Annotated in this window: 10 protein-coding genes; 3 read left to right on the plus strand and 7 right to left on the minus strand. The window is 61.6% G+C overall.

The annotated features are described in order from the left end of the window. Window positions 1-41 precede the first annotated feature (41 nt). Together ACSQ2Z_RS02070 and ACSQ2Z_RS02075 are read left to right on the plus strand one after the other, a co-directional pair. A complete protein-coding gene (locus ACSQ2Z_RS02070; protein ID WP_436079681.1) occupies window positions 42-722 on the plus strand; it encodes an amino acid ABC transporter permease in 681 nt (226 codons plus the stop codon). Beyond that, window positions 719-1,480, plus strand: a complete 762-nt coding sequence (locus ACSQ2Z_RS02075; protein WP_436079682.1) for an amino acid ABC transporter ATP-binding protein — start codon at window positions 719-721, stop codon at window positions 1,478-1,480. Before ACSQ2Z_RS02070 ends, ACSQ2Z_RS02075 begins: the two co-directional genes overlap by 4 nt. Window positions 1,481-1,902: 422 nt before the next feature. On the opposite strand, the gene pyc is transcribed toward ACSQ2Z_RS02075, so the two are convergent. Both pyc and ACSQ2Z_RS02085 read right to left on the minus strand, forming a co-directional pair. Next, the gene (gene pyc / locus ACSQ2Z_RS02080; protein ID WP_436079683.1) at window positions 1,903-5,361 is read right to left on the minus strand and encodes a pyruvate carboxylase; all 3,459 of its coding nucleotides are present in this window, start codon (window positions 5,359-5,361) and stop codon (window positions 1,903-1,905) included. 110 nt (window positions 5,362-5,471) lie between these two features. After that, on the minus strand, window positions 5,472-6,212 hold the full coding sequence (locus tag ACSQ2Z_RS02085; protein WP_436079684.1) for a helix-turn-helix transcriptional regulator: 741 nt from the start codon (window positions 6,210-6,212) through the stop codon (window positions 5,472-5,474). A 461-nt stretch (window positions 6,213-6,673) separates the two neighbouring features. On the opposite strand from ACSQ2Z_RS02085, the gene ACSQ2Z_RS02090 reads away from it, so the two are divergent. Further along, complete coding sequence (locus ACSQ2Z_RS02090) at window positions 6,674-8,431, plus strand: glucan ABC transporter ATP-binding protein/ permease (protein WP_436079685.1); 1,758 nt, start codon at window positions 6,674-6,676, stop codon at window positions 8,429-8,431. 58 nt (window positions 8,432-8,489) lie between these two features. Here the strand turns inward: ACSQ2Z_RS02090 and ACSQ2Z_RS02095 are convergent, their stop codons facing one another. The 5 genes from ACSQ2Z_RS02095 to ACSQ2Z_RS02115 form a co-directional block, all read right to left on the minus strand. Further along, the gene (locus ACSQ2Z_RS02095; RefSeq protein WP_436079686.1) at window positions 8,490-9,284 is read right to left on the minus strand and encodes a 2-keto-4-pentenoate hydratase; all 795 of its coding nucleotides are present in this window, start codon (window positions 9,282-9,284) and stop codon (window positions 8,490-8,492) included. A 115-nt stretch (window positions 9,285-9,399) separates the two neighbouring features. Then, window positions 9,400-10,770: an alpha-glucosidase/alpha-galactosidase gene (locus ACSQ2Z_RS02100; RefSeq protein ID WP_436079687.1), complete on the minus strand. Its 1,371-nt coding sequence runs from the start codon at window positions 10,768-10,770 to the stop codon at window positions 9,400-9,402. A 23-nt stretch (window positions 10,771-10,793) separates the two neighbouring features. Further along, a complete protein-coding gene (locus ACSQ2Z_RS02105; RefSeq protein WP_436079688.1) occupies window positions 10,794-12,464 on the minus strand; it encodes an ABC transporter ATP-binding protein in 1,671 nt (556 codons plus the stop codon). A gap of 11 nt (window positions 12,465-12,475) precedes the next feature. Next, the gene (locus tag ACSQ2Z_RS02110; protein ID WP_436079689.1) at window positions 12,476-13,597 is read right to left on the minus strand and encodes an ABC transporter permease; all 1,122 of its coding nucleotides are present in this window, start codon (window positions 13,595-13,597) and stop codon (window positions 12,476-12,478) included. Further along, entirely contained in the window at window positions 13,594-14,607 is a 1,014-nt protein-coding gene (locus ACSQ2Z_RS02115; protein WP_436079690.1) for an ABC transporter permease, read from the minus strand. The genes ACSQ2Z_RS02110 and ACSQ2Z_RS02115 overlap by 4 nt, the downstream gene beginning before the upstream one ends. Window positions 14,608-14,626: the final 19 nt, after the last annotated feature.

Here is a 14,626-nt window from a genome sequence, read left to right on the forward strand (position 1 = left end):
GCCGCGCCGGGGCGGATCATGTCGTTTGAAAGGCCCTGTCCGTGCCCTCCTGGCTCCAACTCATGCTCGATTCGCTCCTGCCGCTTTTGCGGGCTGGGCTGATCTTCACCATTCCGCTGACGCTTCTGTCCTTCGGCCTTGGTCTGGCGCTCGGGCTCCTGACGGCGATTACCCGTCTCTTCGGGGCCAAGCCGCTGGTCGCCGTGGCGCGGTTCTATGTCTGGGTCATTCGTGGCACGCCGCTGCTCGTCCAGCTCTTCGTTATCTTCTACGGCCTGCCAAGCCTCGGCATCCTGCTCGACGCCTTTCCCGCCGCGCTGATCGGCTTCACGCTCAACATCGGCGCCTATACCTCCGAAATCATCCGCGCGGTCATCTCCTCGGTGCCACGCGGCCAGTGGGAGGCGGCCTATTCAATCGGCATGAGCTGGGGTCAGGCGATGCGCCGCACCATTCTGCCGCAGGCAACGCGCGTCGCCGTACCGCCGCTGTCGAATACCTTCATTTCGCTGGTCAAGGACACCTCGCTCGCCGCCGCCATCACCGTGCCTGAGCTTTTCCAGACTGCCCAACGCATCGTCGCCACCACCTACGAACCGCTGATCCTCTATATCGAAGCGGCACTGATCTACCTGGCACTCAGCTCCGTTCTCTCCGGCCTGCAGGTTCGGCTGGAAAACCGCTTCGCCCGCTATGGTGGCTTCCTGGAGGCGCGCAAATGATCGAGCTCACCCATATCGAGAAGCGCTTCGGCGACAATGTCGTCTTGCGGGATATCAGCGTCACCATAGCCGAAGGCACGGTAACCGCGCTGGTCGGCCCCTCCGGCGGCGGCAAGAGCACGCTGCTTCGCTGCGTCAATCTCTTGGAAATCCCGACCTCCGGTGCAATTCGCCTCGGCGAGGAGCGGATCGAGTTTGCGCCCCACAGGAAGACCGGGTGGGACGCCATCCAGCGCCTGCGCCGCCAGACCGGCATGGTCTTCCAGAACTTCCAACTCTTTCCGCACCAGACGGCGATCGAGAACGTCATGGAAGGGCTGGTCACCGTCCTGAGATGGCCGAAGGAGAGGGCAAGGGCCCGCGCGCTCGAGCTGCTGGAAAAGGTCGGCATGGCCCACAAGGCCGATGCCTGGCCGGCAACGCTCTCCGGCGGCCAGCAGCAACGCGTGGCGATCGCCCGCGCGCTTGCGCCGTCGCCGCGCGTTCTCCTCTGCGACGAGCCGACCTCAGCGCTCGACCCGGAACTGGCGGAGGAAGTCGTCGAGGTGCTGAGCCGCCTTGCCCGCGAAGGCACGACGATGATCATGGCAACCCACGACCTGCGCCTTGCCTCGAAAGTCGCCGACCAGGTGCTCTTCCTCGACGGCGGCCTGATCGTCGAAAGCGGACCGCCGAGGAACATCTTCCAGACGCCACAGCGGGAACGCACGAAGAAGTTCATTTCTTCGCTGAACATGGGGAATGACTACGAGATCTGACGGTCAGGGGAGTAGTGCTCTTGAGGGAAAATCTGGCCACGTTTCCCCCTCAAAGCGGTCGCCTCTGCGCCCCTTCCCCGTCATGTCATCATCGCCTTATAGTGGGCGAGGATGATGGGGGGAATCTCGGCGCGAAACGCCGCATGTCCCTATGTGTGGAGGCTCTTGCGGCCGCTCTCGCTCCCTCCCGGGGCCGTCATCCTCGGGCTTGACCCGAGGATCCACGCTCCCGGTGCAGGAAAAGTGGGTCCGCAGAAATTGCGTCTGGATCCTCGGGTCAAGCCCGAGGATGACGGAGCAAGAGGTAGCGGGCGTCTCGTCAAGCCAGACGAGAATGCCCTTAGGGGCTCGCATGCGCGACCCCGAGCACGACGGTATCGGAGAACAGGTCGCAGCAAACTCCGCCCGACCTTAAATCGTCCTCAAGCCCCATAAACGATCAGCAGGTCCTTGGCATCGATCTGGTCGCCGGTGCGGACGAGGACCTCTGCGATGGTACCGTCCTTCTCGGCGTGCAGCGCCGTTTCCATCTTCATCGCCTCGATGGAGAGCAGCACGTCGCCGGACTTGACGGTCTGTCCGGCCGAAACGGAGACCGTCGAGATGACCCCCGGCATCGGTGCGCCGAGATGGGCGGCGTTGCCGAGATCGGCCTTGCGACGGGCAGCGCTCAAGGCCGAGCGGTTGCGGTCCGGCACCTTGATCAGGCGCGGCTGGCCGTTGAGCTCGAAGAACACCTTGACCATTGCCTGCTCGTCCGGCTCGCTCTTGGCCTGATGCAGAATGACGAGCGAGACGCCCTTCTCGAGTTCCGGCAGCAGTTCTTCGCCAGCCGATAGCCCGTAGAAATAGGCGGGCGTCGGCAGGACGGAGACCGGGCCGTAGGTGTCGGCGGCCTGCGCATAGTCGGTGAAGACCTTCGGATACATCAGATAGGAGGCGAATTCGAAGTCGGTGACCTTGCGCTCCAGCTTGGTCTCGATGTCCTTCCGCTCCTTGTCGAGATCGGCATCGGCAAGCAGCGAACCCGGACGCTCCGTATAGGCCTTCTCACCCTTCAGGGCCTTCTTCTGCAGGGCCTTCGGCCATCCACCGGGCGGCTGGCCGAGATCACCCTTCAGCATCGAGACGACCGAGTCCGGGAAGGACACGTCCTTGGCCAGGTTCTCGACATCGGCAACGGTCAAGTCCTGGGAGACCATCATCAGTGCCATGTCGCCGACGACCTTGGAGGACGGCGTCACCTTGACGATATCACCGAACATCTGGTTGGCATCGGCATAGGCCTGCGCCACCTGGTGCCAGCGGGTTTCGAGCCCGAGCGAGCGGGCCTGTTCCTTGAGGTTGGTGAACTGGCCGCCCGGCATCTCGTGCAGATAGACTTCCGATGCCGGCCCCTTGAGGTCGCTTTCGAAGGCGGCGTACTGGTTGCGCACCGCCTCCCAATAGAAGGAGATGCGGCGGATCCATTCCGGATCGAGACCCGGATCACGCTCCGAACCGCGCAAGGCTTCCACGATCGAACCGAGGCAAGGCTGCGAGGTGTTGCCGGAGAAGGCATCCATTGCGGCATCGACGACATCAACGCCGGCATCGACGGCGGCAAGCACCGTCGCAGCAGAGATGCCCGATGTGTCGTGCGTGTGAAAATGGATCGGCAGGTCGGTCACCTCGCGTAGCGCCTTGAACAGTACGGTCGCGGCGGCAGGCTTGAGCAGACCGGCCATGTCCTTGAGCGCGATCATGTGGGCGCCGGCCTTTTCCAGCTCGGTAGCCAGCGCGGTGTAGTATTTCAGATCATATTTCGGCCGGGCGGAGTTGAGGATATCGCCGGTATAGCAGATCGCCGCCTCGCAGATCTTGCTCTCCTCGGCTACCGCATCCATCGAGACGCGCATGTTTTCGACCCAGTTGAGGCAGTCGAACACCCGGAACACGTCGATGCCGCCTTTGGCCGCCTGACGAACGAAATATTTGACGACGTTGTCGGGATAGTTCTTGTAGCCGACGCCGTTGGCACCGCGCAGAAGCATCTGCAAGAGCAGGTTCGGCGCATCCTCGCGCACCTTGGCGAGACGCTCCCACGGATCCTCGGTCAGGAAGCGCATCGAGACGTCGAAAGTGGCGCCGCCCCAGCATTCGAGCGAGAACAAGTTGGGCAGGGCGCGGGCATAGGTGCCGGCGACCCGGGCGATGTCATAGGTGCGCACGCGGGTGGCAAGCAGCGACTGATGGCCGTCGCGCATGGTCGTGTCGGTCAGAAGCACACGCTTTTCGGCCCGCACCCATTCGGCGAACTTCTTCGGGCCGAGTGCATCGAGCTTCTGCTTCGTACCGTCGACGATTGCAGCGTTGCTGTGCGGAACGATCGGCTTTGCAGCATCCGCGCTCGGCTTCGGCCGACCCTTGGCTTCCGGGTGACCGTTGACCGTCACATCGGCGAGATAGGTCAATAGCTTGGTAGCGCGGTCCTGGCGCTTGACCTGCTGGAAGAGTTCGGGCGTCGTGTCGATGAAGCGGGTGGTGTAGGAATTGTCCTTGAATTTCGGATGGCTGATGATTGCTTCGAGGAAGGTGAGGTTGGTTGCCACGCCGCGAATGCGGAATTCGCGAAGCGCCCGGTCCATGCGGGCAATCGCCTCGGCGGGGCTCGGCGCCCAGGCGGTGACCTTGACCAGCAGCGGATCGTAAAAGCGGGTGATGACAGCGCCCGGATAGGCCGTGCCGCCATCCAGGCGGATACCGAAGCCTGAAGCGGAGCGATAGCCGGTGATCCGGCCGTAGTCGGGAATGAAGTTCTGTTCCGGATCTTCGGTGGTGATACGGCACTGCAGCGCGTGGCCGTTGAGCTTGATGTCTTCCTGTTTCGGAACGCCCGATTCCGGCGTGCCGATGGCAAAGCCGTCGAGGATGTGGATCTGCGCCTTGACGATATCGATGCCGGTCACGACCTCGGTGACGGTATGTTCGACCTGGATGCGCGGATTGACTTCGATGAAATAGAATTTGCCGGTGTCCATATCCATCAGGTACTCGACGGTACCAGCACCGATATAGTTCGTCGCCTGGGCGATCCGGGTCGAATAGCCGGCCAGCTCCTGGCGCTGCGCTTCGCTCAGATACGGCGCCGGAGCCCGTTCCACGACCTTCTGGTTACGGCGCTGGACCGAACAATCGCGCTCGAACAGATGCACTACGTTGCCGTGCGTATCGCCGAGCACCTGGCTTTCGACGTGGCGGGCACGCTCGACCAGCTTTTCCAGATAAACCTCGTCCTTGCCGAAGGCGGCCATGGCTTCGCGTTTGGCTTCCGTCACTTCGCGCGCCAGGTCCTTTGGATCGCGGATCGCCCGCATGCCGCGGCCACCGCCGCCCCAAGACGCCTTCAGCATCACCGGATAGCCGATCTCCGCCGCCATCTTTGCCACGATGTTCATGTCGTCCGGAAGCGGCTCTGTGGCCGGCACGACCGGCACGCCGATCTCGATGGCGAGATTGCGGGCAGCGACCTTGTTGCCAAGACGCCGCATCGTATCGCCCGTCGGTCCGATGAAGATGATACCGGCCGCCTTGCAGGCATCGACGAATTCCGGACTCTCGGAAAGAAGGCCGTACCCCGGATGGATCGCATCCGCACCCGACAGCTTGGCGACGCGAATAATTTCCTCGATCGAAAGATAGCTCTCGATCGGCCCGAGATCGCGGGCCAAATGCGACCCCCGACCGATCTGGTAGCTCTCGTCCGCCTTGAACCGGTGGAGCGCCAGCTTGTCCTCCTCGGCCCATATCGCAACCGTTTTTATTCCCAGTTCGTTTGCCGCGCGAAACACGCGGATGGCAATTTCAGAACGATTGGCAACAAGGATCTTTGAAATGGGCAAGTCGGACTCCTCAAGACTTGAACGCGGTCATGCTGCACCGCGAAAAGGATTATTAGCGGTTCATGACGTGAAGTTCAATTTCAGAGTCGGCATGAGGGTGTTCATTTCCGTCAGGAAATCAATCCCAGGCGGAAGGACAGGGCAACCGCGTGATGGCGGTTTTTCGCGCGTAGTTTTTCCTGGATGCCGTTCATGTACCAGTCGACGGTATGGTTGGAGATTTCGAGGATCCGGCTGATCTCGTTCGAGGTCATGCCATCGGCCAGATAGTTCAAGGCCTCCATTTCGCGGCGGGTCATCTGCACATCGACGCTGGAGACCATTTCGGCGAGGACCGCCGAATCCGTCAGTTCCAGAAGCCGCCAGAAAATCTTCTTGGCAATGCCGTCGAACAGGCTCATCTCCACCGGACTGAGATCGACCACGCGGCCACCCACTGTCAAATTGCCGAGCAGTCCGCGGCGGCCGTGAACGGGAAAGATATAGCCGTCATGGAGGCCGTAGCCCCGTGCCTCGACCATCATCCGCTCCATGCGTTTGCGGTGCGGGTCGGAGCGGAAGGCAACCAGCGTCTCGCGCCAGCGAAAGCCGCGCTGCGCATGGCCGAGAAAGCGGATCGTCGGATCGATGACGACAAACTTCTTCTTGATGTAGATCTGCGGCCAGCCATCGGGCCAGCGTCCGGCAAGCAGCAGGCTCAGCGGATTTTCGTTCGGCTTGGGCTGGCGGACGATGCCGTAATAGTCAAAGCCATAGCGGTCCAGGACCCGCTCGAACTCCTGAACGATTTCGTCCCTGCTCTTCATCTCGTCTATGAGCGCCAGAAACTGCACCAGCAACGTAATATTCATGAATGCCCCTTCAAAAAATTCATTCCGGCCTTTGACCGCGCCCACCGCAGCGCAACATGATTGTCCTGTTCAGCACCCATTCATGTTGCGATCGCAATAATCCCTCCCGTCAGTCATGGAACCACCTAACACCGCATCGCCGTTGACTCGCAAGGCGCAAAAAATAGCAAACTATGAATAATTCTACCGAGACGACACGAGCAATTTGTCTCACTCGGTATTTATCACAGATGCGCTTGTTCGTTCGACCTGAAAGTTGACCAAAGACGATGTTTGTTTGCCATGAAAAAGAAAGAAGGACTGGAAATTTGTCGAGAAGAATTGAGCGAGGTCATCAAGGATGACGATCCACAACGCTCCATTTCTCAGGATATCCTTCCTTCTCAGTAACTTATACCGCGATGCTAATGCTCTGTTGCTTTTCATTGCACCGCAACCAGCTGCCCAAGAGGGATAAGACAGTGTCATTGTTCCAGGTCTATGCAAGAGCGCTTCAGTATCTTGCCGTTCACAAACTCCGCGTCTCCGCGATCGTTATCGCCAACATCGTCCTGGCGATCATCACGATTGCAGAGCCCATTTTGTTCGGCCGCATCATCGGCGCGATCTCCTCCAAGCAGGCTGTAACACCGATGCTCCTGATGTGGGCTGGCCTCGGCGTTTTCAACACGATCGCCTTCGTGCTGGTCGCCCGCGAGGCCGACCGGCTGGCGCATACCCGCCGCTCGACCCTGATCACCGAAGCCTTCGGCCGCATCATCTCGATGCCGCTGTCCTGGCACAGCCAGCGCGGTACGTCCAACGCCCTGCACACGCTGCTGCGCGCCTGCGAAACACTGTTCGGCCTTTGGCTTGAATTCATGCGCCAGCATCTTTCGACAGCCGTGGCGCTGGTCCTGCTCGTGCCGACAGCCTTTGCCATGGATGTTCGCCTGTCGCTGGTTCTCGTCGTGCTGGGCGTTCTCTACGTCGTCATCGGCAAGTTCGTGATGACGCGTACCAAGGAAGGCCAGGCCTCTGTCGAGGATCACTATCACACGGTCTTTTCACACGTCTCCGACTCGATCAGCAATGTCTCGGTCGTACACAGCTACAACCGCATCGAAGCTGAAACCCGCGAGCTGAGGAACTTCACCCAGAAGCTGATCTCGGCCCAGCTGCCGGTCCTCGACTGGTGGGCGCTTGCCAGCGCGCTGAACCGCATGGCATCGACCATTTCGATGATGGCGATCCTCGTGATCGGTACCTTCCTCGTCCAGAAGGGCGAGCTCGGTATCGGCGACGTCATTGCCTTCATCGGTTTTGCCGGCCTGCTGATCGGCCGTCTCGACCAGATGAAGGCCTTCGTGACGCAGATTTTCGAAGCCCGCGCCAAGCTTGAGGACTTCTTCACTCTCGAGGATTCGGTCCGCGAGCGCGAAGAGCCTGTCGATGCCGGCGAGTTGAACCATGTCCGCGGCGAGGTCGAATTCCGCGACGTGTCCTTCAACTTCGCCAACTCGAACGAAGGCCTGCGCGATGTCTGTTTCACCGCGAAGGCGGGGCAGACGATCGCCATTGTCGGTCCGACCGGCGCCGGCAAGACAACGCTGGTCAACCTTTTGCAGCGCGTACATGAGCCGGCAAGCGGCAAGATCCTGATCGACGGCGTCGACATCGCGACGGTGACCCGCAAGTCGCTGCGCCGCTCGATCGCCACCGTGTTCCAGGATGCGGGCCTGCTCAACCGGTCGATCTGCGAGAACATCCGGCTTGGCCGTGAAGACGCATCGCTGGTCGAAATCGCGGAAGCGGCTCAAGCAGCAGCGGCAGCCGACTTCATCGAAGGCCGCCAGGGCGGCTACGACACCAAGGTCGGCGAACGCGGCAATAGGCTCTCCGGAGGCGAGCGCCAGCGCATCGCCATTGCCCGCGCCATCCTTAAGAACGCGCCGATCCTCGTGCTCGATGAGGCAACCAGCGCGCTTGACGTCGAAACGGAAAACCGCGTCAAGGCGGCGATCGACAACCTGCGCAAGGATCGCACGACCTTCATCATCGCCCACCGCCTGTCGACGGTGCGCGAGGCCGATCTGGTGATCTTCATGGATCACGGCCGGATCGTCGAGATAGGCGGTTTCAACGAGCTCAGCCATAGCAACGGCCGTTTTGCAGCCTTGCTGCGGGCGAGCGGCATTCTCACAGACGAGGATGTCCGCAAGAGCCATACGGCAGCCTGATCGACGGGCAACATGCGCTTCCAGATCTCCCCTCATGGCGCTGCCATGGGGGGATTTTTTATGCGGGAATCGATCCGCCCGCTTCCAGCATGGATGCACTGCGCGTCGATGCCGCCGTCACAGTCAGCGTCGTAACCCCCCCGATGGCGATCGCCGCCCGCTCAGGCACCGGGATGGCGCCGCAGAGGCTGCCGGTCGTGACGATCTGGCCTTGGGCAACAGCCTCCGTCAGCGCATTGGCGAAGGCGAGGAAGGGTGCCACCGGATCGCCGTTGGGATGTTTTCCCGTGCCGTGAAAAACGGTGTCGCCGTTGATCGTCACCGTCAGGGGCAGCGTTGAACCCGGTTCGAGCACCGTTTCTCGCAATTCTTCGCCCAGCACATAGCCGGCATTGCCGAGGCGATCCGCGAGAAACAGCAGCGCCGGTGAACGACTGCCATCGTCGAGACGATGGCCGAGGAATTCGACGCCGGAATAAATGCCGTCCACGTAGCCGAGAAGCGTGTCGCGCGTATAGGGCTTGCCGTCCGGCGGCGGCAAGTCCTTGCCGAGGACGAAGCAGATTTCCACCTCCAGCGCATCGACGGCCGGTCGCTCGAAGCCGGCGGTGCCCGATGCGCTGGCATGGGTGATATGGGCCATGGGCGCTGAAATCGAGCTTCCGTCCGAACGGATCGCAACCTTGTAGCCGGCTGTCGGCCAACCGTTCAGGGCAAGCGTTTCGCTTTGTACGGCAAAGGCTTCCGCCGGGGCGGCGAGTTCCGCAAGCGTCGCCGAGGCAAGACGCATGCCCCCGTTGTCGGCGTCGGACAGTTGGCGGGCGAGCGTCGTCGTGGCGGAACCGGCGGGCATTTTATTCTCCTGAACAAGCGGCGAGGCGTCGTTCCTTTCGACCATACTCGGCATAAAAGGAAAACCCCGGAATTGTTGTTCCGGGGTTTCCTCGTCGCGCAACCGGGAGAAAGAGTTACGCGGCCTGGACTTTCTTGGCGATCCGGGCCCATTCCGGGATCCACTGGCCGTGCGCGGCCAAAAGATCGTCGGTCAGAGACCAGATCTGGTCGAGGTCGAGCTCGGCGGCCGTATGCGGATCCATCATGGCGGCATGGTAGAGGTGCTCGCGATTTTCCGTCATCAGGGCTGCGACCGTTAGTTCCTGCACGTTGATGTTGGTGCGGATGAGCGCGGTGAGCTGCGGCGGCAGGTCGCCGATGAAGGTCGGCTGGATACCGTTCTCATCCACGAGGCACGGCAACTCGGCGGCGCAATTGTCCGGCAGCGAAGTGATGCAGCCATTGTTGCGCAGGTTGCCGTAAATCACCGATGGTTCGCCGGTCCAGACCGAGTTCATGATCGAGGAGGCATATTCCTTCGACTGCGCGACCTCGATCTTTTCGGCCGTGCGGTAGGCGGCTGCCTCGCCCTTCCACCTCTCGACCTGCTCGATACAGCGCTTGGGATATTCATCGAGCGGGATGCCGAACTTCTCGATCAGGTCCTCACGGCCTTCCTTGATGAAATAGGGCGTGTATTCGGCGAAGTGCTCCGAGCTTTCGGTGACGAAATAGCCGAGGCGGGTCAGCATCTCGTAGCGCACCTTGTTGGGGCAGCGCGGATTCCAGGTCGGCTTCGGCGCCCGGCCTTCACGGTAGCCGCGCACGAGATCCGGATAGAGGTCGCGGTAGGAACCGTCCGGCTGGCGATGCTCGAACTTCAGGTAGAAGGCCATGTGGTTGATGCCGGCCGAGCGGTAGCGGATTTCCTCATAGGGGATGTCGAGGTCGTGGGCGAGTTCCATCGCCGTGCCCTGCACCGAGTGGCAAAGGCCTACCTGCTTGATCTTCGGATATTTCTCGGCGATCGCCCAGGTGTTGATCGCCATCGGGTTGACATATTGCAAAAGGATCGCCTCCGGGCAGACCTGCATCATGTCTTCGCAGATCTTCCAGAGATGCGGCACGGTGCGCAGCCCCCGCATGATGCCGCCGACGCCGAGCGTATCGGCGATCGTCTGGCGCAGGCCGTATTTCTTCGGCACTTCGAAATCGGTGACGGTGCAGGGCTCGTAGCCGCCGATCTGGAAGGCGACGACGACGAAATCGGCGCCGTCGAGGGCCTTGCGCTGGTTGGAGTGCAGCTCGATGGTTGCCTTCGCCCCGAGCGTCGCGATCAGTTTCCTGACGACGATCTCGCTTTCCTCGAGCCGCTGCGGGTTGATGTCCATCAGCGCGATTTTCGCGCCCGAAAGAGCCTGGCGCTGCAGAACGTCGCCGATGATGTTCTTCATGAAGACAGTCGAGCCGGCGCCGATGAAGGTGATCTTGGGTTGTCTGGTCATGGGATAAGCCTCTTGTCTAACGATTACGCGGCTACTTCGAAGGCGGCTCTGACGAGCCGTTCGGTGTAGGCGGTCTTGGGATGGGATAGAACGTCTTCGACCGGCCCCTCTTCAACGATCTTGCCGTGCTGCATGACCACTACGCGATGGCAGAGTGCACGCACGACTTTCAGATCGTGGGAGATGAAGAGATAGCTCAGTCCCTTCTCGTCCTGCAGCTTGCGCAGCAGTTCGATGATCTGTGCCTGCACCGAGAGATCGAGTGCCGAGGTCGGCTCATCGAGCAGGATGAATTCCGGTTCCAGCGCGATGGCGCGGGCGATGGCGATGCGCTGGCGCTGGCCGCCGGAGAATTCGTGCGGGAAGCGCGACAGGATGTTGTCCGGCAGACCGGCATTGTTCAGCGCCTCCTTCACCCGCTCCAGCCGCTCGTTGCGGGTTGCGCCGAGCTTGTTGACGATCAGTCCCTCCTCGATGATCTGGCCGACCGACATGCGCGGGTTGAGCGAGGAGAAGGGGTCCTGGAAGACGATCTGCATGCGCGAGCGCAGCGGCCGCATCTCGTCGCGGCTCTTGTCCTGGATCGGCTGGCCGTCGAACAGGATCTCGCCGCCTTCCGTCGTCAGAAGCTTGACGAGCGCCTGGCCGAACGTCGTCTTTCCTGAGCCGGATTCGCCGACGAGGCCGAGGGTCTCGTGGCGGTGAAGCTTGATACTGAGGCTGTCGACCGCGACGAGCTCTCTCAACTGCGGCCTGAAGAAGCCGCCGGCCTTCAGCATGAAGGAAACGCGGACATTGCGGCCTTCGAGGATGGCGGCGGAATCGACTGGCAGCGGATTGGCCATGCCCTTCGGCTCTGAGTTAAGCAGGTGGCGGGTATAGGGGTGCTGCGGGTTCTGGAACAGCGCCGCGGTGGTGTTGTGTTCCTTCACTTCGCCGTTCTGCATGACGTAGACATAGTCGGAGAACTGGCGGACGACGGTCAGGTCGTGAGTGATCAGGATCACCGCCATGCCGAGCGCCTTCTGCAGGTCGCGGATAAGATTGAGGATCTGCGCCTGGACGGTGACGTCGAGCGCCGTTGTCGGCTCGTCGGCGATCAGTACGTCGGGATTGTTGGCGAGCGCCATGGCGATCATGATGCGCTGGCGCTGGCCGCCGGAAAGCTGGTGCGGATACTGGTTAAGACGGGCTTCGGGGTCGGGAATCTGCACCTGGCGCAGCAGCTCCAGCGTCCGCTCCATCGCCTGCTTGCGGCTCATCTTCTGGTGAACGCGGATTGCCTCGATGATCTGGGCGCCGATCGTATAGACCGGGTTGAGCGAGCTCATCGGCTCCTGGAAGATCATCGAGATGCGGTCGCCGCGCAGTGCCCGGCGCTGGCGATCGGAGAATTTCAGGACGTTCCTACCGTCATAGGCGATGCTGGAGCGATCCGACACCGTGGCGCGCTTGGTGAGCAGACCCATGACAGTGCGGGCCGTCACCGATTTCCCTGAGCCGGATTCGCCGACGACCGCGATCGTCTCGCCGCGGTAGAGCTGGAAGGAGACGTCCTTGACGGCATCGACCGTGCCATGCTCGACCTTGAATTTCACGCCCACGTGGCGGGCATCGATGATCGGCGTGCCGACGGCGGCGGCATGATCGTGCCGTTGTTCGGGTGCGAGTATGCTCAAATCCAGGAGTGCCACGGGTCGTCTCCTCAGTATGGGTCGACGGCGTCGCGAAGGCCATCGCCAAGCGCGTTGAACGCAAAGACGGTGACGAGCACGAAGGCCACGGGGGAAAGAATCCAGGGGTAGGATCCGATGACGGAATAGGTGGCCGTATCCTGCAGCATCAGGCCCCAGGACATCAGCGGCGGTTTGACGGCGAAACCGAGGAAACCGAGGAAGGATTCCAGCAGCACCACATTCGGGATAGCCAGCGTCACCGCGACGATAACGTGGCTCATGACGTTGGGGAAGATATGCTGGAAGATGATGCGCCTGTCGGTGGCGCCGATCGCCATTGCCGCGCGAACATAGTCGATGCGGGCAAGCGCCAGCGTCTTGCCACGCACCTCGCGCGACATCTGCGCCCAGCCGAGCGCCGACATGACGATGATGACGAAGGCGAGGAAAACATTGGTCGGCGCCGTCACGGGGATCAGCGAGGTGAGCGCCAGGTAGAGCGGCAATTGCGGGAAGGCGAGCACGAGTTCGACGAAGCGCTGCATCCAGTTGTCGAAGCGGCCGCCGAAATAACCCGACACCATGCCGACCGTGGTGCCGACGACGGTGACGATGAAGACCACTGTCAGAGCGATCATCAACGAGACGCGGGAGCCATAGAAGATACGGGACAAGACATCGCGGCCGAACTTGTCGGTGCCGAGGAAGTTGACCGGCGTGCCGTCGACAGCGCCGAAGAAATGTCGGTCAGTCGGGATCACGCCGAGAAGCCGGTAGCTGAAGCCTTTGACGAAGAAGCCGAGGTTTTTCGGATTGGCATAGTCCGGACCGACGATCGGCTGGAAAGTGATCGGATCAAGCTCGGTGCCCTCGCCGACCTGATAGGTGCGCGGCCAGACGAGATTGCCCTCCTGATCGGTGATGCTGATCGTCTGCGGCGGAGCGAAGCCGACGCCTGTCAGCTTCGGATCGACGGGCGAAAAGAACTCGGCGAGGATCGTCATGATCATCAGCAGGCAGACGAGGATCAGGCCGATTAGGCCGGTCCAGGACCGCTTCAGGCGGCGCCAGACAAGGGCCCGATACGTTTCGTTGCCGTGATGCGGTGCGGGCACCGGCACGGTGATGGCGTCTTGAACATCGGCTTTCATGCGTGTGCTCCTCCACCAAGGCGAACCCGAGGATCGAGCATGGCCAAAAGCATGTCGGCGATGATGTTGCCGACGATCAGTGTTGCGGACAGGACCAGCATGAAGGTGGCGGTGACATAGACGTCGCCCACCCACATGGAGCCGACGATGGCCGGGCCGACGGTCGGCAGCGCGAAGATGATCGCCGTCTCGATCTCCCCGGTCAGCATGTAGGGCAGCACGACGCCCTGGTACATGACCAGCGGATGCAGCGCGTTCGGCACGGCGTGGCGCAGGATGACGGCGCGTTCACTGAGGCCCTTGGCGCGCGCGGTCTCGACATATTGGGCGTTCAGCGTATCGAGCAGATTGCCGCGCATCACCCGCATATTGTAGGCGAGGCCTCCGAATGTGGCGATGGCGATCACCGGCCAGACATGTTTCAGGAGATCGACGAACTTGCCCCAGGACCAGGGCGCGCCGCCGTAGCGGGCCGAGTGGAAACTGTTGATCTCGGTGACGTTGAAATGGAACACCATGATGTAGACGATGATCAGCGCCATCAGGAAGCGTGGCACCGTCATGCCGAGAAAGGAAATGCCGGATAGCAGGCTATCGACCCAGGAGTATTGGCGGGTGGCGGCGAGAATGCCGAAGGTGATGCCGATGACGGAAGCGAGGATATGGCAGACGAGGGCCAGCGCCAAAGTTCGGGGCAGGCGTTCGCCGACAACCTCGGCTACCGGCTTGTTGTAGAACAGGCTATGGCCGAAATCGCCGCGCGTCACAATACCGGTGATCCAGTTGACGTATTGCACCGGCAGGGGCTTATCGAGGCCGTTGGCGACCTTGTAGGCCTGCGCCTGGGCGTCGGCCTCCTCGAACGAGGCGCCGCCCTGGTTGATCATTTGCGAGCGGATATAGTCGCTGTAATCACCTGGCGGCGCCTGGATGATCGCGAAGGTCACGACGCTCAGCACGAAGAGCACGGGGATGGCGGATGCGATGCGCACAAGCAGAAATCGGAACATGGCTGTTGGGTTCTCTTGT

The sequence above is a fragment of the Pararhizobium sp. LjRoot235 genome, assembly GCF_964254145.1.
GTDB lineage: Bacteria > Pseudomonadota > Alphaproteobacteria > Rhizobiales > Rhizobiaceae > Pararhizobium.